The organism is Halomonas sp. CSM-2 (assembly GCF_002119345.1).
Lineage (GTDB): Bacteria > Pseudomonadota > Gammaproteobacteria > Pseudomonadales > Halomonadaceae > Vreelandella > Vreelandella janggokensis.
Genome location: NZ_NBYR01000010.1, coordinates 97,763 through 118,370, shown reverse-complemented (window position 1 = coordinate 118,370; position 20,608 = coordinate 97,763). Strand labels below are relative to the sequence as shown.

Below are 20,608 nucleotides of genomic sequence, written 5' to 3'. Positions count from 1 at the left end.
AATACATTCACTCGCTCTGTGTGTGGCGGGTATTGAGCTGATGCATGATCGGCTTGAGCGTCGGATAGAGCTGGCAATAAAGCGTGAAGAGTTCATCGTATCGACAAGCCGCCGTCTCGCATGGCGTGGCGCGCTCGACGAGGGTGCCATGCTGTAGCGGCTGGGCGAGGTCGAGCAAACCGCAAGCCTGACCGGCCAGCAGGCCAGCCCCCAGGGCGGCCTCAACGCTCTCCCGGTAGGTGTAGACGGGCATGCGGGTCACGTCGGCGATGATTTGCATCCATAGATCCGACTGCGTGGCACCGCCGACCACGATCAGATGGTCGTCGAGGGTTACTCCCTGTTGGGAGCCTGCTTCGATGTTGTGCCGTAGCGCGAAGGTCACGCCTTCCAGCACGGCTCGGTAGAGATGATGGCGCTGGTGATAAAGGCTGAGCCCGATGAAACCGGCGCTGGAATGGGCATCCCATACGGGGCTACGCTCGCCCATCAAGTAGGGCAGGAAGAGCAGGCCATTGGCCCCCGGGGGGAGTTCGCGCGCGGGCGGCTCGAGACGTTCAAAGGCACTCCCGCTCTCACCGGCGGCGGCCTTGTCCTCACCACAGAAGGTATCGACGTACCAGCTGACGGAAGCCCCCGCGGTCAGGGCCCCGCCGAAGGTGTAAAGGTCCTGGTCGCCGTTCAGCACATGCGGCATGCTGATGAGCCCCTGCCGGGCATCGACGCGCCGATTGATCACCCCCCAGCACATGCTGGTCCCTATCATGGCGACGTGGTTGCCTGGACGGGTCGCCCCTGCCGCCAGCGTGGCCATCGCCGCATCGACGCCTCCGGCGACCACGGGGATACCGGCTTGCAGGCCCAGCGATTCGGCCAGCGAGGGCACCAGGCCGCCGACTGTCGCGCCCGAGTCCACCAGCCGGTTCGGCAGTTTGTCTCGATCGAGACCCAGCGCATCGAGCATTTCGGGGGACCAGGCGCGTTTTTCCAGGTCGTAGATACCGCCGATATTACCGGCTGAGCTGTGATCGATAGCGATTTCGCCACTCAGGCGGTAGTTGATGTAGCTGTTGGGCGGCAGCAGATAACGGGTCTGCTCCCAGACCTCGGGGCGTTCGGCCTTGAGCCACATCATCTTGGTGAACCCGTAGTAGCTGTCCACGCCGTTGCCGGTGATATCCCCCAACCGGCTGAGGTCGACGTGCGCCTTCACCCACTGCACCTGAGCCTCAGCCCGACGGTCCATCCATATCAGGCAGGGATAGACGGGCCGGATATCCGCGTCGACCGGGATACCCGAACCGCCGTAAAGGCTGCTGACGCATAGACCTTTGACATGCTGGGGGTCGACCCTCGGGTCAGCCAGGCAGTCGCGAAGGCAGTCGAGCACCGCCTCCCACCACACATCTGCCCACTGTTCAGCCCAGAGTGGGTGTGGCGTGTCAACGCGATAACCCCGGCTATGTTCGGCCAGTATCTGGCCCTTGCCATCGAGCACTAGCGCCTTGGTGCTCTGGGTGCCAATATCGATACCGATCACAGTTTCCATGCAGCTCTCCTTTTTCCCGCGCGCGGCTGAATCTCGCCAAAGCGTATGTCGGGATTCACAGCGTGCGCTTGCGGCTGATATAGATCGCCAACAGAATGATCAAGCCCTTGATGACAGTCTGGAGGTAGGGCGACACGCCCATCAGGTTGAGGCCGTTATTGAGCACGCCCAGCAGCATGGCGCCGACTAGCGTGCCCAGGATCATGCCGCGTCCCCCGGTGATGGCGGCGCCCCCCAGTACCACGGCGGCGATGGCGTCGAGTTCGAAGCCGACCCCGGCATTGGGCTGCCCGCTCATGAGCCGTGAGGTCAGAATCAACCCGGCGATAGCGGCCGTGGTACCGCTCAGTGTGTAGACCAGCAGTTTGTAGCGGGAGACGCGAATACCGGACAGCCGGGTCGCTTCCTCGTTGCCACCGATGGCATACAGGTAGCGACCGGTCGATGTATGGCTGAGCAGTACATAACCGACGGCATAAACGGCAATCATGATCAGGATCGGCGTCTCGATACCGGCCACGCTGCCGCGCCCGAAAAAGGCAAACCCCTCCGGCAGACCGGAGATCGGATAGCCGCCGGTGTAGATCAACCCTAGGCCACGGGCGATGCCCATGGTCGCCAGGGTGACGATAATCGGGGGCATCCCCGCAAAGGCGACGAAGACACCATTGAAGGCCCCGAAAGCGGCACCTACCAAGAGCCCGAGCACGATCGCCAGCGTCGGTGGCAACCCGGCCACCATCATGCCGGCCATGAGCGTTCCCGATAGCGCCATGACCGGGCCGACCGACAGGTCGATGCCGCCGGTGAGGATGGCCAGGCTCATGCCGACGGCGATGATCGCGATGATCGACGACTGGCGCACCAGGTTGGCCAGATTGCTGCCTGACAGGAAGTTGTCATTGATCAATCCCATGGCGAGGAAGACGACGATGAAACCGATCAACGGGTAGAAGACTGGCGTGCGGCGCCAGCGAGCCAGTCGCATCTTGAGTGACTGACGGGCGGAGCCGGGAGTAGATGCAAGCTGGTTCATGCGCTGAGTCCCCCAGTAGCATGGTGCATGATAGATTGTGAGCTGAGATGTTCGCCTTCGAGTTCGGCGGCGATCCGGCCTTGATAGAAGACCGCGACGCGGTCACACAAGCCGAGCACTTCGGGTAGTTCTGAGGAGATCATGATGATCGACACGCCCTGTGCGGTGAGCTCCTTCATCAAGGCATAGATTTCCGACTTGGCGCCAACATCGATGCCGCGGGTAGGTTCGTCGAAGATCAATACCTTGCACTGGTGTCCCAGCCAGCGGGCGATGACCACTTTTTGCTGATTGCCACCACTAAGGTTGTCGACCGGCGTTTCAGGGCTAGGGGCTTTCACCCGTACCGAGTTCATCAGGTCGGCGGCAGTACTTGATTCCTGACGGCGTTTGATAAAAGGCAAGGCGCCCTGGAATTGCGCCAGGTTGTTCAGGGAGATGTTGTCGCGGCAAGAAAATGGCAGAACCAGTCCTTGGGTCTTGCGGCTTTCTGGTAGCAACCCGATTCCCTGCTCAAGGGCGGTTGCCGGGTGGCGGAGCTTGATCGACTGGCCTTCCATAGTGACCTTGGCATGTGCGGGACGTGTCGCACCGATAAGTCCCATGGCCAGTTCCGTGCGGCCGGAGCCTACCAAGCCAGCGAAGCCAAGGATCTCGCCACGATGCAGTTTCAATGAATACTCGGGACCACCGGGGTCGAGGCGCAGCGACTCAATGTCCAGCACCACGTCAGCGTGGTCGGCATCGCACCGGTATTCGGGGAACAGGTTGTCCACACGCCGTCCGACCATCCTCTCGATCAGGTCATCGGGGGTGGTCGAGGCGGTGTCACCGTCATAGACCTTTTCGCCATCACGCATCACGGTGACGTGATCGCAGATGGTAAAGATTTCTTCCATATGGTGAGAGATAAACACCATGCCGACCTCTTGCTTGCGTAATTCGCGCATGATGCTGAACAGGTGGTCGGCTTCACTGGGCGTCAAGGTGGCGGTTGGCTCGTCAAGCACCAGGATGCGTGCATCCAGCGATAGTGCTTTGGCAATTTCGATAAACTGCTGGTCGGCGACGCTCAGCTCCACGATAGGGCAGTCCAGGGGGATACTCACCTTGAGGCGCTCGAACAGGCGCTGAGCTTCGGCGACCATGCCACGTCGGTCACGTAGCCCTAGTCGGTTGCGTTTTTCACGTCCCAGGAAAATATTGTCGACGGCGTCCAGGTCGGGGATCAGACTGAACTCTTGGAAGATAATGCCGATGCCGGCGTCGAGCGCATCCTGATAACCGTGAAATTCGCAGCGCTTGCCATCAATGATGATGTCTCCCTCATCTTGACGGTAGATGCCGCAGAGAATTTTCATCAGCGTCGACTTGCCAGCCCCGTTCTCGCCAAGCAGGGCATGCACCTCGCCAGCGTGGAGATCGAGCGACACATCTTGCAGGGCCTTCACCCCGGGGAACGACTTCGAGATGTGCCTCAGGGAAAGTAATGGAGTCATGGAAATACCCTCATGTGCCGCCTGGCGGCGGCACACGTTGTCAGCGTCAGTGGTATCAGGGTTACCAGCTGAAATCGGCGGCTTTATCTCGGTCAATCAGCTCGACGTCGATGGGGATTTCTGCGGGTGCGGTTTCAGCGCCCCAATGCTTGGCCAGCGCCAGGCCCAGGCCCACACGCACCATGTCGGCGGGGTATTGTGCCGAGGTGGCGATGAACTGCGAGTCGTCTTTCTGAATTTCGGCAACGGCTTCGGGGTGACCGTCGACGCTCACCAGTTTGATATCATTGCCGCTGGAGTTGATGGCGATCAGGGCCCCCAGGGAACCGATGTCGTTGACGCTGAAAAGGCCGTCGAGCTCGGGATTGGCTTGAATCATGTTCTCGGTTACGGACATGGCGTGGGTACGCTCCTGGCGACCATTCTGCTTGTCGACGACCTCAATGCCATCGTATTCCGCAAGCGCATCGTTGCAGCCTTCGATGCGTTCAAGGATAGGCACGACCGGAATGCCATCCAGTAGCGCCACCTGACCTTCTCCGCCGAGTTCCTGGGCCAGGTAGTCGCAGGCTTTATAACCGGCGTCGTAGTTCTTTGACCCCACGAAGCCGTCCACGGGTCCCTCGGCCTGAGCGTCAATGGCAACGGTGGTGACGCCTGCTTCCTCTGCGGCCAGCACCGCCGTTTCAACACCGACCGAGTCGGCGGGATTGAGCAGCAGGATATCAATGTCTTGCTGGATCATATCCTCGACATCGCTGACCTGCTTGGAGACATCGTGGCGGGCATCGGTGGTGATCACTTCGGCGCCAATGCTCTCCGCGGCGCTCTCGAGCGCCTTTTGCATGGTCACGAAGTATTCGTTGTTAAGTTCCTGAAAAGACATGCCGATCTTAAGGTTATGCTCATCGGCCGTTGCGGTTCCCGCTGTCAAAACGGCGGCGCTGGCGGCGACGATGGCCGTCTTGCGAAAGGGGGCTGCGATATCATTAATTTTCATGGTTGGCTCCAGGGTTTTTGTTGTGGCATTGCTGTTGTGGCATTTAATGATGCGAGAAAGCTGACATTTATTGAAATGTTAACGTCAACATTGAAAAGCTAGAAGAGTCCTGATGACAAAGCAATAGAACTCAGACCAATGTCTACTAGCGCCTGATGACTCTCTCCGAGGTTTACTTTACATATCGAAATTGCTGGGCAGGACCACCATGTCACGAATGGTGACATTGCGAGGGCGAGTCAGGATGTACATGACAGCATCAGATACATCCGTTGGCTCAATAATGCTGCCTGATTCTTTCGCCTTGCGCAGGTTTTCTTCTGGCCAGTCAGCCAGCAAGGCACTGTTGACAGGACCCGGTGACACCGAAGCCACCCGGATGCCATGTTTCAGGACTTGGCGACGCACGGTCTGAACGAAATTGTTCATGGCCCATTTGGAGGAGGCGTAGACCGGCTCCCAATGGACGGGGAAGTGCCCGGCGACCGAGCTTGTCACCATGATGTCGCCCGTTCCGCGTTCAATCATGTGTGGCAAGACGTTCTGGACGTTTTTCATCACGACGCTGACATTGAGGCTCACCATGCGGTCAATGGCATCTGGGTCAGCGTCAAGCAAGTCACCCCCGATATAGCTACCCGCGTTGGCGTGGAAGATATCGAGTTGGCCGGCTTTCTCCAGGATTTGTGACAGCAGCGTTGCGCAGTCCTTGGGATCGAGCAAGTCCATGACCAGCGGAATCGCCGCATCGCCCAGTTCCTCACAGATTGCCTTCAGTGCGGCCTGGTCGCGGTCAACCAGTACAACGCGAGCGCCTGATGCAATCATCGCCTTTACCGTCGCAAGCCCTATTCCCGACGCCGCGCCGGTGACGGCGGCTACTTTTCCTTCCAATTCATTAGCCATCAAATTCTCTCCTTTAATTGTCTTTTGTCGTTAAAGCAACTTGACGTTAGACAAACATTTGTACAGCGGGTGAGTGCTGATATCTCTCGAATGTTAACGTCAACATTAATGAACACTAGTCGTCCGCCATGGGCAAATCAATGGAGGGTAGACCAATGTCTAGCCTATTGGCTGGGGGGAGGGCAGGTGCCCACTAGGTTTTGCCATTTACTTTCAGGAAAACCACCACCGCCAGGATGCCGCGCAGGTTATCCCTACCGCGATTGATACCAGGGGGCTTCGCAGGCCGATCGCTACCGCCCCGGCGGCCACGGCTGCAAGCCGTGCGCCTCCGTCGCCATGCACGATCATGGGCGTTATCACGGCAATCAGCACTGAACTTGACATGGCATCGACGAAGCGCCGTACCAGAGGGCTTAAAGGCACCGTTGCCATGATCAATAGCCCCAGGACCCTGGAGCCGTAGGCGATCAGGGCCATTAATGAGATCGCCAATAACGATTGCCAGACCTGCAGCGAACTCATGAGCCAGTTTCCCTGAACCAGCGCCCGGGCAACACCACGGCGATCACTCCCCCCGTCAGGGCGCCTACCATGACGTGCAGATAGGGGGGCAGCCACCAGTACGCCATGAGCGCGCTGATAGCGGCCGCCAGCCAGGGGACGGCCATGATGGCCCGGGGCTTTCCTCCTACCACGATCATGAGTAGAAAGCAGAGCATGATCACGTCAAGACCGAACCGTTCTGGCTCGGTGATGCCGCCACCAAATACCAGCCCGATGGCGGTCCCTACCACCCAAGCGCTCCATAGCGCGATCCCTCCCCCCAGCAGAACGCCCAGGTTACGCTCACCCCGGTGATATTCCCCCAGGGCCATGGCCCAGTTCGAGTCGGTGAGCAGGATCACCATGGCGAATTGCTGACGGCGCGGCAGGGGCTTGAGCCAGGGGTAGAGTGCTGCACTCATCAGCATATGCCGGGTATGGATGGCCAGGGTGATCGCGGCTAACGCCAGCAAGGGCAGGGGGGAGTGCCACAACTCCAGGGCTGCAAACTGCGACGGTGCGGCAAACACAAAAAGGCTCATCAGCATCGCTTCCCAATCGGCGAGCCCCTGATGCACGGCCGCAACGCCGAACGCCAAGCCAAACGCCACCGTGAAAGCCGCCAGCGGCAGCATCAGGCGTATCCCTTTCCAGGTGCCCGCTCTATCGAGTCGAGTCGGGTTTTCCTTTGATGTCATCGCGTAACCTTTCTCAAAACGGCAGGCCACTATAAAACAAACAGACCTGCTTGTTTTTTTGTTTCTTGAAGTCTACATTGAATATCGTGCACTCGCCAATCCGCTAGGTGCCGCCTTATATACAGCAAGATAATAGCAACAAACTGTCGATTAACTCGGCCGGGGAAACTGTATGAACGTTACTCGCAATACGCTACCGCTCGTCGTCGCCGCTCTGGCGCTTCCTGCCTACGTAGCTTCAGCACACGCATCGACTTCCTTCATTGCCAATTCCTTCTATGACCAGCAGCACCCTTTCTCTCGCTATGGTTACATCGAGTGGGCTGAGACGGTCAAAGAGCTTTCCGATGGTGAACTTCAACCCGAGGTGTATACCGGGACGGTGCTGCTAGCCCCCCGTGCCAGCCTGCAAGGGATCCAGGACAATATTGCTCAAGTCGCTCACCATGCGGCTATTTACACGCCTTCCGAAATGCCGGTAGCCAATGCCGTGCAGGAACTGGGGTTCAACTATTCGGATCCGTTGATCAGTGTTCTGGCTGTTACCGACTTCAGTTTGAACAATCCCACGCAACTTGCCGAGTGGGAAGAACTGGGTATCGTCTACCTGGGCGCCTACAACACCCCGCCCTATGTGTTGATGTGCCGTGAACCCGTTCGCAACCTTGAAGAGCTGAGTGGCAAGCGCATCCGCACGGCCGGTTCCACGGTGTCTGCATGGGTCGAGGAAGCAGGGGGCACGCCGGTCAACGTGCCTTCCAGCGAGATGTACAGCGGGCTCGACCGCGGGTCACTGGATTGTGCGACCAATGCGGTCAACGATCTGGTGGATCGCTCGCTGTGGGAGGTCGCCGAACACACCACTCTTTTGCCTACCGGTATGTATTGGTCCGGCCCTCAGTGGGGTTTCAACGCGGGTTTCTGGGCCGACCTTAGCGATGAGCAGCGTGAGGTCTTCAAGGAAGCAAGCGCCAAGGCCATGACGCGCATGGTGGTTCAATACATCGGCGCGGCTGAAGCCGCCATGGAAGAGGCCGAAGCAAACGGCAACAATATTTACGAGCCTGAAGACGACCTGATGGCGTCGGTGGAAACGTTCCGCGATGAAGCGCTGGAAAACGTCTATGACAAGGCCCGTGATCAATACGGCGTCGAAGACCCGGAAGCGCTGATCGATGATTTCCTGGCCACCTATGACAAGTGGGAAGCCTTGATCAGTGAGGTTGACCGCGAAGACGAAGAGGCGTTAGCGGAATTGGCCATGGAAGAAATCTTCGACAAACTTCCTGCAGACTACGGTATTTATTAATGCTTAAGCCGCAAGGCCGCCTCAATGAGGCGGCCATGGCCGAGATAGGGAAGGGTTCGCCATGACAAAGCGACAGAACCAGGAAGAACGCTCACACCAAACCCAGACCCGGGTCACGCAGGCAACGATTGAATGCATTCTTGCCAAGGGGATTCGTGCGACCTCTACCGTTGATGTCGCGCGTCAGGCCGGTGTTTCTCGAGGCGCTTTGGTTCATCACTACCCGTCTAAAACGTTGTTGATGCAGGCCGCGCTCGAGGATTTGCTCAACCGTGAGGTTGAAAGCGTCCGGGAAATGGCGATAGGCGTCAGCGAAGGCAGGATGAACTTCGATAGCCTGTTGAAAGCCTTGCATGAGCATTTCAAGGGGGACATGTACATGGTAACCCTGGAGTTCCTCACCAATGCGCGCACCGATCCTGACATCATGAGTGCACTGGTGCCGCTTGCCGCAAGGTTCAATGACTCCTTGGAGAAAATCTGGGAGCAGTTAGTCTCCAGCTCGGAACACACATCGCATCAGAACCGGGTCGCTCTTAATGCCACCCTGTGCATGATGCGAGGCATGGGGGCTCAGAGCATATGGCGTGATGACCCTGAGCTCTACAGGGATATGCTGGTTTTCTGGAAAGAGACGCTTCTGAAACTGGGTTTTTCTGCCTCGGATTTGGCGAGGAGTGAACCCGCATGATCATCAAGCGCTTCGAGTCTTTGAGCTACTGGTTTGCCAAAAGCGCCCTGGTGCTGGCAACGCTCTTCTTGATACTGATGGCGTTGCATGTCTCGCTGGACGTAGCGCTTCGATACGTGTTCGGAAAGTCGTTCGCGGGGACGCTGGAATTTGTTTCTTTCTATTACATGGTCGCGGTGGTCTTCCTGCCGCTGGCCTATGTCGAGCTCCAGCAGGAGCACATCAGTGTCGATGTACTGGCCGGAAGACTCCCTCCTTCCTTGCAGCTAGTGCTTTACCTGTTTGCCAGTTCGCTCGGCCTGATCTATTTCGGCATGCTTTGCTACAAGAGCTACCTCGATGCTTTAGAGGCCACAATACGACTGGAAACTGCCATGGCGAATTTCCAGTTCTATCTTTGGCCTAGCCGCTGGGCGTTACCGGTTGGCTTTGCCGCCATGTGCCTGGCCATCATCGCCAATATGATCAAGGCGCTGCGTCTACGCCGAGCCCTGTAGGAGTACCCCCATGAGTAATATCGAAATAGGCGTGGCAGGTATTGCCATCGCCTTGGCCCTGATCGCCCTGCGGGTGCCCATTGGCATCGCCCTGGGACTTGTGTCGATCATCGGCATCAGTGAGTTGACCAATATGCGGGTGGCCTGGGGCATGATTTCTGCCACGCCGTTCGACTTTGCGGGCACCTGGGAACTGACGGCCGCGCCCATGTTCCTGTTCATGGGCTACTTGTGCACCAGCACCCGCATGACCCAGGGGCTGTTCCATGCCATGCGGCTTTATCTGGCTCGATTGCCCGGTGGTTTGGCCGTCTCCAGTGTGATGGCATCTGCCTTCTTTGCTGCCGCCTCTGGCTCCAGCGTTGCAACGTCGGCGGCCATGTCGCGCATTGCCGTCCCCGAGATGCTCAAGCACCACTACGACAAAGGGCTGGCTACAGGTACGGTGGCGGCGTCAGGCACCCTGGGCTCCCTGATCCCTCCCAGTGTGCTGTTGGTGCTCTACGGTGTTTACGCTCAGGTTTCGGTGGGCCAGCTGTTCATGGCCGGTTTTATTCCGGGGGTGCTCTCGGCGCTGCTCTATATCGCCATGATCATGGTACGGACCAAGCTTAACCCGAGCTTGGCCGGCGACGTTGATGTGCGTTCCACCTGGGACGAGAAATGGGATGCCTTTAAAGATATCTGGCCGTTACCTCTTCTGATCGGCTCTGTGCTGGGCGGGATTTTTCTGGGTGTTTTCTCGCCTACGGAAGCTGGCGCTGTGGGCACTACCATCGCGGCCGTCATCGCCTTTGCTCGACGGTCCCTTACCATGGAGGCGATCAAGGAGGCGCTGGTCAGCACGGCGGTAAGCACTGCGAGTATCTTCATTATCCTGATTGGCTCGCTGTTTTTCACCCGCTTTCTCGCCATGAGTGGGGTGCCTGCTGCCTTCTCCGAACTGATTCTGGGGGTCAGCACCGAGACGTGGTGGATCATTCTCGCCGTCGCGCTGATCTATCTGGTGTTGGGTATGTTCATTGACTCCATCGGCCTGTTGCTTCTCACGCTGCCGCTGATCCTGCCATTGGTCGAAGGCGCCGATCTCAACTTGATCTGGTTCGGGATTATCGTCGTCAAGCTGCTTGAGGTGGGGCTGGTGACGCCGCCTATCGGGCTGAATGTTTATGTCATCAAGGGCGCGCTGGGTAAAAGCGTCACTCTTTCGGAAGTCTTCAGGGGCGTAAGCTGGTTCATCGTCATGGACGTTATCGCTCTGTTACTGATCGTGCTGATCCCGGCACTGTCACTTTATCTCCCACAAAAAATGTTTTAACGCTCGCTCTATCAAAAGGAATTCCAATGAAATCGACTCGTTTTATTAATGCCAACGTTATTGATACGCGTAACGGTAAAGTACTTGCCAACCAGCAGGTGCGTGTACAAGAGGGCCGTATCGTTGCGGTCAGTGATTCCCCCTTAGAGGGCGACGATGACCAGGTCGTTGATGTCCGTGGGCACTTCTTGATGCCGGGCCTGGTTGATTCTCATGTTCATGTGACGGCCATCACGCCCAATTTCGCCTTGCTTGAAACGCTTTCGCCGTTTTATGTCGGCGCCAAGTCGAGTGAGCTGCTTGAAGATATGCTGATGCGTGGCTTTACAACCGTGCGGGATGCCGGTGGTGCCGATTACGGCCTGGCGAAGGCGGTCGATGAAGGGGCTTTGGTGGGGCCGCGCATCATGTACGCTGGCAATGCCCTTTCCCAGACCGGTGGTCATGCTGATATGCGCGGGCCGGGGCAGCAAACCTTCGAAGGCTGCTTCTGTTGCTCTGGCCTGGGCCGGGTTTGCGACGGTGTCAGCGAAGTGCGCCGTGCTGCCCGGGACGAGATCCGCAAGGGCGCCACCCAGATCAAGATCATGGCGTCCGGCGGCGTTTCATCGCCCACGGATCGTATCGATAGCACCCAGTTTTCCATCGAGGAAATCGACGCTATCGTCGAGGAAGCAACGGCTGCCAATATCCATACCATGGCCCATGCCTACACGGCTCGCGCCATCAACCGGCTGATTCCCCGGGGCGTCAAAACCATTGAGCACGGGAACCTGATGGATGAAGAGAGCTGCCGTTTGTTCATCAAGCACGACGCCTACCTGACGCCGACGCTTGCCACCTATGATGCCCTGGCCAAGGAAGGCGTGGAGGCCGGTATGGCGGAGCACTTGCAGCGTAAGGTGTTTGATGTTCTTGATGCGGGCGGTAAGGCGCTGGAAATGGCACAACGCCATGGCGTCAAGATGCTATTCGGCACGGACTTGCTGGGCCGAATGCAGCGTCATCAGCTCAATGAATTTCATCTGCGCAAGGATGTGGTGCCAACCGATGAGTTGATCCGTACCGCCACCTGCAATGCTGCTGATGCCTTTGATTACGTTGGCGATTTTGGCGAGATTGTTCCAGGCGCACGCGGGGATATTATTATTCTCAAGGATAATCCATTGGATGACATCAATGTGCTCACCCAGCCGGATGAACAACTGATGCTCATCATGAAAGACGGTGCTTTCTATAAAAACACGCTGTAGTGAACGTTGTGATGTGGACTGAAGAGGCCTTTATAAGGCCTCTTTAGTCAAGAACTGGCTACCATGGGTCTTCCGGTCTTTGTCGATACAAGGCTTCTCCGGGGGATCGCATTGGTGGCTTGATCCTTTCTGATCGCCCAATGAATTGGGCTCTTACGAACCTCCATGCACATGCGCTGGTGGTTGGCACCCAGCCTCTGTAGGAGCCCGACTTCGTCGGGCGATAGCCTTTGGTGGCTTGATCCTTCCTGATCGCCCAATGAATTGGGCTCCTGCGAGACCTACCTGCATGGGGCGGGTATCTCCGCTTCATGGCCCGTTCGGTGTTTTTAAGTGTCCCAACACATTCGGCTGACCTTGAGGGCAGTTGCTACAGGTAATGTTTGATCTATCATAATAGATCAAAATCGTTCTATAATATATTATTGCAGATCAAGGCTTCTTGAGTTTTACCGTATAGTGTGATCTAGTTTAATAGATCAGAATTGCTATGTGATATAGAAAAGTAGATCAAATGAGCTATGGAACGGAACAACTGGCCGCACAACTCAAGGCGGCACGAGAAGCTAAAGGGTTGAGTCAGCGGGAACTGAGCGCGCTTGCCGGTGTGCCGCAGTCGCACATCTCGAAAATAGAAAATGATGCCGTTGACCTGCGCGTCTCAAGCCTTTCTTCCATCGCCCACGCGCTGGACCTGGAGTTGATGCTCGTGCCCCGCAAGGCGATTCCGGCTGTCCAGTCAATCACCCGAAGCGTCGCCAGTGCGACGGTCATCAACGGGGCAACACAGCGGGAACTCGACCGCATCCGTGAGACGGTGGATGAACTCGCATCGCACACATCCATCGCGAGCATCGACAACCTCCAGCGCCGCATCCGCGAGATCACCCAAATCCAGAGCCAGATTGACCCTGACATTCTAAAAAAGGTACGGCGCATCCTTGAGTCTATCGAGTCCTCGGGCAGCAATGAGGCCGTCAATCGGGCTGTCGAAAATATCCGCTCTTTGCGCAACCAGCTCGCCCATCGAGCCTCGTACCAAGAGACGCCGCGTGCCCCAAGACCGGCCTATCGGCTAGAGGAGGATCAAGATGGCTGATGTTTCTGTCCTTGATGTCCTGCTTTATGGGGAGCCTATCGGCACGCTCACCAATGTTGGCGGAGACCGAACGATTTTTGCCTTCAACGACGCCTATATCGACAACCCTGACAGGCCGACGCTGGGGCTGGCCTTCAAGGACGAATTCGGCGCGCTGCTTACGGACTTCCGGGCCTATCAGAAGCGCGTGATGCCGTTCTTCTCGAATCTTCTACCTGAAGGCCATCTGCGTAAATACCTTTCAGAGAATGCGGGCGTAAATCCCGAGCGTGAGTTTCATCTACTTTGGGCATTCGGTCATGACCTGCCCGGTGCGGTCACGATCAAACCCGCTGATGGCGAGGCATGGCCGCCGATTGGCGGTGAGAGTACCGATGCCGATGAGACCGAAGGTGGTCGCCGCGAGAACGCCTTGCGGTTCTCGCTTGCAGGGGTGCAACTCAAATTCTCGGCGGTTCTGGCACCAACCGGCGGCCTGACAATTCCCGCATCCGGCGTTGGCGGGTCATGGATCGTGAAACTCCCATCACGCGAGTTCGAAGGCGTTCCCGAAAACGAGTTTTCGATGATGACGCTCGCGCGCCTTATCGGAATAGATGTCCCACCGATTGATCTTGTCGATGTCGGCAGCATCAAGAATCTGCCCGAAGGAATCGATAAGATCGGCCAAAGCGCCTTCGTTATTGAACGGTTCGACAGGCTGTCTGACGGCAGCGCTGTTCATATCGAGGATTTCGCACAGGTCTTTGATGTCTATGCCGAGAAAAAGTACAAAACGGCCACCTTGCGCAATATTGCACAGGTACTTGCCGCTGAGACCAGCGACGCCGATATCGCCGAATTCATCCGGCGGCTGGTGTTCTGCGTTCTGATCGGAAACGGCGACATGCACATGAAGAACTGGTCGCTTATTTATCCCGACCGGCGAAACGCTGCGCTCGCTCCGGCTTACGATCTTGTCTCGACCATCCCTTATATCCCCAACGACAATATGGGGCTCAGGATCAGCCGGGCTCGCGCGTTTTCCGAACTGACCAATGACGAGCTTGAGCACTTGGCAGCCAAAGCCGCCATTCCCGAAAAGCTTGTACTGGATACGGCTCACGAGGCTGTCGCACGCTTCCACCAGCACTGGCAGGTCGAGAAACACAATCTCCCGATGACAAAGCAAGTTCGTGAGGCTATCGAGGCTCATATCAAGAGCCTCCCAATAGCGCAATAAGAAGCGACCACGATCAAGCGCGAAGCATTTTTGCCCCTGGCCAAGGGTCAGTTGGTTGGCCGGGGAAAGGAATGATGCACGTTTAGTCGCTACGCTTGTCAGGGGGTCAGACCGTCGAAAAGCGATAATCTACGGTGGCTCAATCATTGCTGATCGCTCAATGAATTGGGCTTCGAACCTCATTATCTGGCCGGGGGTTATGCCGCTGGTTTTTCGTGTGGGCGTGCTGTGAGATCGACACCCAGTGCACGCTTTACGGCGAGCATGGTTTTAAGTGTGGGATTACCTTGCTCGCTGAATGAGCGGTAAAGCTACTCACGTGAGAGGCCTGTTTCACGGGCCAGTTCTGTCATGCCCTTGGCGCGTGCAATCACCCCCATCGCTTTTGCGATGTAAGCTGAATCGCCGGTTTCTAGGGCATCCGCGAGAAACACGGCAATCGCTTCCTCACTCTCCAAGGCCGCTGCTGGATCGTACTCATAGATGTTGTCGATCATGACGCCTCCCACTCTAATGCTAACCGGTACGCAGTTTCGATATCGCTTTGCTGTAGTTTTTGGACTACTTGGAAGCAAGATAATTCAAGAGTCCTTGTGGCGGGATGATTGCTGATCGCTCAATGAATTGAGCTCCTTGTGTCTCTCAAGAGGGAATGATTAGCTACCACTCTCTCTGGCCAGAAGGGTAACCCGTTGAGCTCCTGATGGGCTTTGACCCTGCGTTGTAGATGGGCCCCTTCTGGTTTCTTATCTCGTAAATTTGGACGGTATCCAAAGCCCTTCGCACGACGAAAGAGGCTGTACGAACAAGGCGAGACAACGAGATGGCATATATCGGCATTGATGTTAGCAAACAGAAACTTGATTGCCTGTGGGTGCGCGATCTGAGTAAGGGCAAGGTGAAAACGAAAGTTTTCCCCAACCGCCATCAGGACTACCCAGGTTTGCTCGACTGGCTTGTCAGGCARACCGGCGAAGAYATCRGCAACCTGCATGTCTACCTGGAAGCCACCAGCATTTACCATGAGCCTTTAGCTTACTGGCTGCATGACGTTGGTGYCACCGTGTACGTACTGAATCCTGCCCAGGTGCGCCATCACGCCAAGGGAATGGGGGTCCGCAGCAAGACGGATCGTAAAGACAGCATGATGCTTGCCCGCTATGGGATCGAACGCAACCCCCAACCGTGGCAGCCAGAACCAACTGAGGTGAGAGAGCTCAAGCGCCTTATCAACCGGTTAGAGGCCGTAGAAGACGACCTGCAGCGCGAGCGTAACCGCCTGGAGAAGGCCGAGTTCAACACTGACACTCAAGCGAGCGAATCCATTAGCTATATGCTGGTCGCCCTTGAGCGAGAAGTACAGCGGCTACAGCAGGCGATCACGGACCATTTCGAGGCACATCCGCCGCTTAAACAGGATCGCAAACTACTCAAGAGTATTCCTGGTATCGGCAACGTTCTATCAGCTCGCTTGGTCGCCACGCTACGCAGCCGAGATTTCCGTAGCGCTCGGCAGGCAGCCGCCTTTCTAGGTCTGGTGCCTATATTGAAAGAATCAGGCTCGTCGGTGAAGTTACGATCCCACCTTTCCAAGGCAGGGACGCCCAGCGTCCGCCGGAAGCTTTATATGGCCGCCGTCGTATCGACACGATGTAATCCTGATATCAGCGAGCAATTTGCACGACTCAAAGCCCGTGGCAAGCCAACGTTGTCGGCGCTGGGGGCGGCTATGCGCAAATTGGTACACATCGCTTTTGGCGTGTTGAAGTCACAAAGTGAATATCGGCCGCAAGGGACATAAAGCCCCTTGCAGTTGGTATCGAGAGACGGTATCTACCACCCCGTCTTGCACGAGGCCATGTAGGAGCCCGACTTGTCGGGCGATCAGGCCATCGACTGGCTATCACCCTCGGCGCCTCGATCCCTCTTCCCGCCGTAATTGAGCCTTAGGTCGTACTCTGCTATTCTGTCGTCCCATCCTGGTGTGGCTTTCTGCCGTGCCTTCTGATCACGTTTCGACAGGTTTTTCATGACACGATATATCTTCGTGACCGGCGGCGTTGTGTCCTCTCTTGGCAAAGGCATCGCGTCGGCCTCGCTGGCGGCGATCCTCGAGGCACGCGGCCTTAAGGTCACCATGCTCAAGCTCGACCCCTACATCAACGTCGACCCGGGCACCATGAGCCCCTTCCAGCATGGCGAGGTATTTGTCACCGAGGATGGTGCAGAAACCGACCTGGACCTTGGCCACTACGAACGCTTTATTCGCACCAAAATGACCCAGCGTAACAACTTTACGACCGGGCGTGTTTACGAGCACGTACTACGTAAAGAGCGGCGTGGCGATTATCTAGGTGGTACCGTTCAGGTCATCCCGCATATTACCGACGAAATCAAGCAGCGCGTTTATGCCGGTGGCGAAGGCTTTGACGTCGCGCTGGTGGAAATTGGCGGTACGGTCGGCGATATCGAGTCGCTACCCTTCCTGGAATCGATCCGCCAGATTCGCAGCGAACAGGGCGCCAACCGCGCGTTGTTCATGCACCTGACGCTGGTGCCTTACATCAAGACGGCGGGTGAAACCAAAACCAAGCCGACCCAGCACAGCGTCAAGGAGCTCCGCTCCATCGGTATCCAGCCGGACATCCTGATCTGCCGCAGCGAAGTCGAGTTGGAAGAGAGCGAACGCCGCAAAATCGCCCTGTTCACCAACGTTGAAGAGCGTGCCGTTGTGCCGCTGCAGGATGCCGATACGATCTACCGTATCCCGCTGATGCTTCACGAGCATGGGCTGGACGATATCGTCTGTGACAAACTGCGTCTGGAGGCCGGCCCGGCGGATCTTTCCGAGTGGGTGAAGGTCCTGGATGCCAAGCTCAACCCGCTGAAGTCGGTCAGCATCGCCATGGTCGGCAAGTACATGGAATTGCTCGACGCCTATAAATCGCTTAATGAAGCGTTGACCCATGCCGGTATCCAGGGGCGCATCAAGGTCAATATCGACTTCGTCGACTCGGAAGATATCGAGCGCCATGGTACCGAACGTCTGGCCGGTAAAGACGCCATCCTGGTGCCGGGCGGCTTTGGTGAGCGCGGCGTTGAAGGCAAGATCATGACCGCCCAGTTTGCCCGTGAAAACAAGGTGCCGTATCTGGGGATCTGCTTGGGCATGCAGGTGGCTGTGATCGAGTTTGCGCGTCATGTGGCGGGCTGGAAGGATGCCAACTCCACCGAGTTCACCCACGATACCCAGCACCCCGTTGTCGGCCTGATTACCGAGTGGCTTAACGCAGAAGGCAAAATCGAGCTGCGCGATGCGGCTTCCGACCTGGGTGGCACCATGCGACTGGGCGGTCAGGTATGCCGCCTAGCGTCAGGTAGCAAGGCACGTGAAGCCTATGGCGCTGATGAAATCGTCGAGCGCCACCGCCATCGTTTCGAGGTCAATAACCAGTTTATCGATGACCTGGAAAAGGCCGGTCTGGTAATTTCAGGCAAGAGTGTCGACCAGTCGCTGGTGGAAATGGTCGAGCTTGCTGACCATCCCTGGTACGTCGCCTGCCAATTCCACCCGGAATTCACCTCGACGCCGCGGGATGGCCATCCGCTCTTTTCAGGCTTTATCAATGCCGCCGTCGAGCACAAAGCCGCAAGGGCACGTGCCCACGCGGCGCCTCAGGAATAACAGGGGGAAGCATGGCTTCTCAAGAGACATTCCAAGAGCACCATATCAACGTTGCCGGCCTAACTGCCGGCAATTCTTTGCCACTGATGCTGCTGGGGGGCATGAACGTCCTGGAGTCGGCTGAGCTGGCGGATGAAGTGGCCGAGACCTACGTCAAGGTGACGCAAAAGCTGGGCATGCCCTACGTCTACAAGGCGAGTTTCGATAAGGCCAACCGCAGCTCGATCCACTCCTACCGTGGACCGGGACTGGAAAAAGGCCTGCAGATCCTGGCGGATATAAAAGCCCGCCACGGAGTGCCGGTCATCACCGACGTCCACGAACCCTGGCAGGCCGCACCGGCAGCCGAAGTGGCCGATATTATCCAACTGCCAGCGTTTCTTGCACGCCAGACCGATCTGGTCGTGGCCATGGCCAAGACGGGGGCGGCGATCAATATCAAGAAACCGCAGTTTTTGGCGCCGCATGAAATGCGTCATATCCTCACCAAGTTCCGGGAAGCCGGTAACGACCGCCTGATGCTTTGCGAGCGGGGCACCAGTTTTGGCTATAACAACCTGGTTGTGGATATGCTGGGCCTGGGCGACATGAAGCAAACCGGGTCGCCGGTGTTTTTCGACGTGACCCACGCACTGCAGCGCCCGGGTGGGCGTGCCGATAGCGCCGATGGGCGCCGTGCCCAGGTGGCGGAATTGGCTCGCGCGGGCGTCGCGGTGGGTTTGGCCGGGCTGTTCCTGGAAGCGCACCCCGACCCCGATAATGCCAAGTGCGATGGCCCCTGCGCTTTGCCGCTGGATCAGCTGGAGCCGTTTCTGACCCAGCTCATGCAGCTGGATGCACTGGTGAAAGGCTTTGCGCCGCTGTCCATTCGCTGATGGCGCCGCCAAACGTGATACGTTAAACCTCCATTAGACCGACAACTAAGGACACTGTCATGACCAAAATCGTTGATATCCGTGCGTTGGAAGTACTCGATTCACGCGGTAACCCCACCGTTCAGGCAACCGTTCGCCTGGCAAGCGGTGCGGTAGGCGACGCCTGTGCCCCAAGCGGCGCCTCTACCGGCTCGCGGGAAGCGCTCGAACTACGTGATGGCGACAAGGCGCGCTACCTGGGTAAAGGCGTGCTAAAAGCAGTGGACGCGGTCAATGGCAGAATCCGTGAGGCATTGCTGGGGATGGACGCGCGCGACCAGCGTGGCCTGGACGACGCTATGCTTGCCCTGGACGGCACGGATAACAAGGCCAATCTGGGCGCCAATGCCATTCTGGCCGTATCGCTTGCGGCGGCTAAAGCCGCTGCCAATGCCAAAGGCGTGCCGCTTTACGCGCACATCGCTGAGCTATACGGCCAGCCTGGCCAGTACCGTATGCCCGTGCCGATGATGAACATCCTGAACGGTGGCGAGCATGCGGATAACAACGTCGATATCCAGGAATTCATGGTCCAGCCAGTAGGCGCGGCCAACTTCCGCGAAGGCCTGCGCATGGGCGCGGAAATTTTCCACGCCCTGAAAAAGGTACTGTCGGCCAAGGGGCTTTCCACCTCGGTAGGCGACGAAGGCGGTTTCGCCCCCAACCTGGCGTCCAACGCTGACGCGCTGGCGGTTATCAAGCAGGCGGTTGCCGATGCGGGCTACTCGCTGGGCAGCGATGTGACGCTGGCGCTGGACTGTGCGTCTTCCGAATTCTACAAAGACGGTCAGTACAACCTTGCCGGTGAAGGCAAAAGCTACGACGCCCAGGGCTTCACTGATTACCTTGCAGGCCTGTGCGCGGACTACCCGATCGTGTCCATCGAGGATGGCATGGATGAATCTGATTGGGCGGGTTGGAAAGCGCTGACCGACAAGCTGGGCGATAAAGTGCAACTGGTGGGTGATGATCTATTCGTCACCAATACCAGGATTCTCAAGCGCGGCATCGACGAGCAGATCGGCAACTCGATTCTGATCAAGTTCAACCAGATCGGTTCGCTCTCCGAGACGTTGGATGCGATCAAGATGGCCCAGGACGCGGGCTTTACCGCGGTGATTTCCCATCGTAGCGGTGAGACCGAAGATACCACCATCGCCGATTTGGCCGTCGGTACCTGTGCTGGGCAGATTAAAACCGGCTCGCTGTGCCGTAGCGACCGCGTTGCCAAATACAACCGCCTGTTGGTGATCGAAGATGAATTGGGCGACGTCAGCTACCCGGGGATCAAGGCCATTAAAGGCCAATAAGGCAAGAAATGGCAGCGGCTTTGTAAGAGATATCTCAAGATTTTGTAAGAGATCTCTTACAAATGCCGTCGAAAAT

The 20,608-nt window shown here is 57.3% G+C and carries 19 protein-coding genes; 11 read left to right on the top strand and 8 right to left on the bottom strand.

Annotated features, from left to right (window positions below):
- Positions 1-7 precede the first annotated feature (7 nt).
- From B7L15_RS10505 to B7L15_RS10475, 7 genes are all read right to left on the bottom strand, one after another.
- Positions 8-1,549 carry an FGGY-family carbohydrate kinase gene (locus B7L15_RS10505; protein WP_085918926.1) on the bottom strand — a complete coding sequence of 514 codons (1,542 nt, stop codon included), beginning with the start codon at positions 1,547-1,549 and terminating at the stop codon, positions 8-10.
- Between the two features lie 55 nt (positions 1,550-1,604).
- Entirely contained in the window at positions 1,605-2,585 is a 981-nt protein-coding gene (locus B7L15_RS10500; protein WP_085918925.1) for an ABC transporter permease, read from the bottom strand.
- Positions 2,582-4,084: a sugar ABC transporter ATP-binding protein gene (locus B7L15_RS10495; protein WP_085918924.1), complete on the bottom strand. Its 1,503-nt coding sequence runs from the start codon at positions 4,082-4,084 to the stop codon at positions 2,582-2,584. The genes B7L15_RS10500 and B7L15_RS10495 overlap by 4 nt, the downstream gene beginning before the upstream one ends.
- Positions 4,085-4,145: 61 nt before the next feature.
- Complete coding sequence (locus B7L15_RS10490) at positions 4,146-5,084, bottom strand: ABC transporter substrate-binding protein (protein ID WP_085918923.1); 939 nt, start codon at positions 5,082-5,084, stop codon at positions 4,146-4,148.
- 177 nt (positions 5,085-5,261) lie between these two features.
- The gene (locus B7L15_RS10485) at positions 5,262-5,990 is read right to left on the bottom strand and encodes an SDR family oxidoreductase (RefSeq protein ID WP_085918922.1); all 729 of its coding nucleotides are present in this window, start codon (positions 5,988-5,990) and stop codon (positions 5,262-5,264) included.
- Positions 5,991-6,203: 213 nt separating this feature from the next.
- On the bottom strand, positions 6,204-6,515 hold the full coding sequence (locus B7L15_RS10480) for an AzlD family protein (RefSeq protein WP_085918921.1): 312 nt from the start codon (positions 6,513-6,515) through the stop codon (positions 6,204-6,206).
- Entirely contained in the window at positions 6,512-7,234 is a 723-nt protein-coding gene (locus tag B7L15_RS10475) for an AzlC family ABC transporter permease (RefSeq protein WP_085918920.1), read from the bottom strand. The genes B7L15_RS10480 and B7L15_RS10475 overlap by 4 nt, the downstream gene beginning before the upstream one ends.
- A gap of 172 nt (positions 7,235-7,406) precedes the next feature.
- Here B7L15_RS10475 and B7L15_RS10470 point away from each other — a divergent pair, with 172 nt between their 5' ends.
- The 7 genes from B7L15_RS10470 (at position 7,407) to B7L15_RS10440 (ending at position 14,623) form a co-directional block, all read left to right on the top strand.
- Complete coding sequence (locus B7L15_RS10470; RefSeq protein WP_066315961.1) at positions 7,407-8,543, top strand: C4-dicarboxylate TRAP transporter substrate-binding protein; 1,137 nt, start codon at positions 7,407-7,409, stop codon at positions 8,541-8,543.
- A gap of 61 nt (positions 8,544-8,604) precedes the next feature.
- Positions 8,605-9,234 carry a TetR/AcrR family transcriptional regulator gene (locus tag B7L15_RS10465; protein WP_085918919.1) on the top strand — a complete coding sequence of 210 codons (630 nt, stop codon included), beginning with the start codon at positions 8,605-8,607 and terminating at the stop codon, positions 9,232-9,234.
- On the top strand, positions 9,231-9,731 hold the full coding sequence (locus B7L15_RS10460; protein ID WP_085918918.1) for a TRAP transporter small permease: 501 nt from the start codon (positions 9,231-9,233) through the stop codon (positions 9,729-9,731). The genes B7L15_RS10465 and B7L15_RS10460 overlap by 4 nt, the downstream gene beginning before the upstream one ends.
- Before the next feature lie 10 nt (positions 9,732-9,741).
- Entirely contained in the window at positions 9,742-11,049 is a 1,308-nt protein-coding gene (locus B7L15_RS10455; protein WP_085918917.1) for a TRAP transporter large permease, read from the top strand.
- 26 nt (positions 11,050-11,075) lie between these two features.
- Positions 11,076-12,302 (top strand): metal-dependent hydrolase family protein, encoded by a 1,227-nt coding sequence (locus B7L15_RS10450; protein ID WP_085918916.1) that lies wholly within the window; start codon positions 11,076-11,078, stop codon positions 12,300-12,302.
- Between the two features lie 514 nt (positions 12,303-12,816).
- Positions 12,817-13,401 carry a helix-turn-helix domain-containing protein gene (locus B7L15_RS10445; RefSeq protein ID WP_085918915.1) on the top strand — a complete coding sequence of 195 codons (585 nt, stop codon included), beginning with the start codon at positions 12,817-12,819 and terminating at the stop codon, positions 13,399-13,401.
- Complete coding sequence (locus B7L15_RS10440; protein WP_085918914.1) at positions 13,394-14,623, top strand: type II toxin-antitoxin system HipA family toxin; 1,230 nt, start codon at positions 13,394-13,396, stop codon at positions 14,621-14,623. The genes B7L15_RS10445 and B7L15_RS10440 overlap by 8 nt, the downstream gene beginning before the upstream one ends.
- Positions 14,624-14,934: 311 nt before the next feature.
- Here B7L15_RS10440 and B7L15_RS19825 read toward each other — a convergent pair whose 3' ends face one another.
- Complete coding sequence (locus B7L15_RS19825) at positions 14,935-15,120, bottom strand: addiction module antidote protein (RefSeq protein ID WP_254902919.1); 186 nt, start codon at positions 15,118-15,120, stop codon at positions 14,935-14,937.
- A gap of 326 nt (positions 15,121-15,446) precedes the next feature.
- Here B7L15_RS19825 and B7L15_RS10430 point away from each other — a divergent pair, with 326 nt between their 5' ends.
- The 4 genes from B7L15_RS10430 (at position 15,447) to eno (ending at position 20,532) form a co-directional block, all read left to right on the top strand.
- A complete protein-coding gene (locus B7L15_RS10430) occupies positions 15,447-16,424 on the top strand; it encodes an IS110 family transposase (RefSeq protein WP_085918913.1) in 978 nt (325 codons plus the stop codon).
- Positions 16,425-16,652: 228 nt separating this feature from the next.
- A complete protein-coding gene (locus B7L15_RS10425) occupies positions 16,653-18,308 on the top strand; it encodes a CTP synthase (protein WP_085918912.1) in 1,656 nt (551 codons plus the stop codon).
- A gap of 11 nt (positions 18,309-18,319) precedes the next feature.
- On the top strand, positions 18,320-19,183 hold the full coding sequence (gene kdsA, locus B7L15_RS10420) for a 3-deoxy-8-phosphooctulonate synthase (RefSeq protein ID WP_085918911.1): 864 nt from the start codon (positions 18,320-18,322) through the stop codon (positions 19,181-19,183).
- A 59-nt stretch (positions 19,184-19,242) separates the two neighbouring features.
- The gene (gene eno, locus B7L15_RS10415) at positions 19,243-20,532 is read left to right on the top strand and encodes a phosphopyruvate hydratase (protein WP_085918910.1); all 1,290 of its coding nucleotides are present in this window, start codon (positions 19,243-19,245) and stop codon (positions 20,530-20,532) included.
- Positions 20,533-20,608: the final 76 nt, after the last annotated feature.

Excerpts from the sequence above, each read along its gene's own strand:
- B7L15_RS10505 (WP_085918926.1), bottom strand. The coding sequence starts at position 1,549 with ATGGAAACTGTGATCGGTATCGATATTGGCACCCAGAGCACCAAGGCG.
- B7L15_RS10500 (WP_085918925.1), bottom strand. The coding sequence starts at position 2,585 with ATGAACCAGCTTGCATCTACTCCCGGCTCCGCCCGTCAGTCACTCAAG.
- B7L15_RS10495 (WP_085918924.1), bottom strand. The coding sequence starts at position 4,084 with ATGACTCCATTACTTTCCCTGAGGCACATCTCGAAGTCGTTCCCCGGG.
- B7L15_RS10490 (WP_085918923.1), bottom strand. The coding sequence starts at position 5,084 with ATGAAAATTAATGATATCGCAGCCCCCTTTCGCAAGACGGCCATCGTC.
- B7L15_RS10485 (WP_085918922.1), bottom strand. The coding sequence starts at position 5,990 with ATGGCTAATGAATTGGAAGGAAAAGTAGCCGCCGTCACCGGCGCGGCG.
- B7L15_RS10480 (WP_085918921.1), bottom strand. The coding sequence starts at position 6,515 with ATGAGTTCGCTGCAGGTCTGGCAATCGTTATTGGCGATCTCATTAATG.
- B7L15_RS10475 (WP_085918920.1), bottom strand. The coding sequence starts at position 7,234 with ATGACATCAAAGGAAAACCCGACTCGACTCGATAGAGCGGGCACCTGG.
- B7L15_RS10470 (WP_066315961.1), top strand. The coding sequence starts at position 7,407 with ATGAACGTTACTCGCAATACGCTACCGCTCGTCGTCGCCGCTCTGGCG.
- B7L15_RS10465 (WP_085918919.1), top strand. The coding sequence starts at position 8,605 with ATGACAAAGCGACAGAACCAGGAAGAACGCTCACACCAAACCCAGACC.
- B7L15_RS10460 (WP_085918918.1), top strand. The coding sequence starts at position 9,231 with ATGATCATCAAGCGCTTCGAGTCTTTGAGCTACTGGTTTGCCAAAAGC.
- B7L15_RS10455 (WP_085918917.1), top strand. The coding sequence starts at position 9,742 with ATGAGTAATATCGAAATAGGCGTGGCAGGTATTGCCATCGCCTTGGCC.
- B7L15_RS10450 (WP_085918916.1), top strand. The coding sequence starts at position 11,076 with ATGAAATCGACTCGTTTTATTAATGCCAACGTTATTGATACGCGTAAC.
- B7L15_RS10445 (WP_085918915.1), top strand. The coding sequence starts at position 12,817 with ATGAGCTATGGAACGGAACAACTGGCCGCACAACTCAAGGCGGCACGA.
- B7L15_RS10440 (WP_085918914.1), top strand. The coding sequence starts at position 13,394 with ATGGCTGATGTTTCTGTCCTTGATGTCCTGCTTTATGGGGAGCCTATC.
- B7L15_RS19825 (WP_254902919.1), bottom strand. The coding sequence starts at position 15,120 with ATGATCGACAACATCTATGAGTACGATCCAGCAGCGGCCTTGGAGAGT.
- B7L15_RS10425 (WP_085918912.1), top strand. The coding sequence starts at position 16,653 with ATGACACGATATATCTTCGTGACCGGCGGCGTTGTGTCCTCTCTTGGC.
- kdsA (WP_085918911.1), top strand. The coding sequence starts at position 18,320 with ATGGCTTCTCAAGAGACATTCCAAGAGCACCATATCAACGTTGCCGGC.
- eno (WP_085918910.1), top strand. The coding sequence starts at position 19,243 with ATGACCAAAATCGTTGATATCCGTGCGTTGGAAGTACTCGATTCACGC.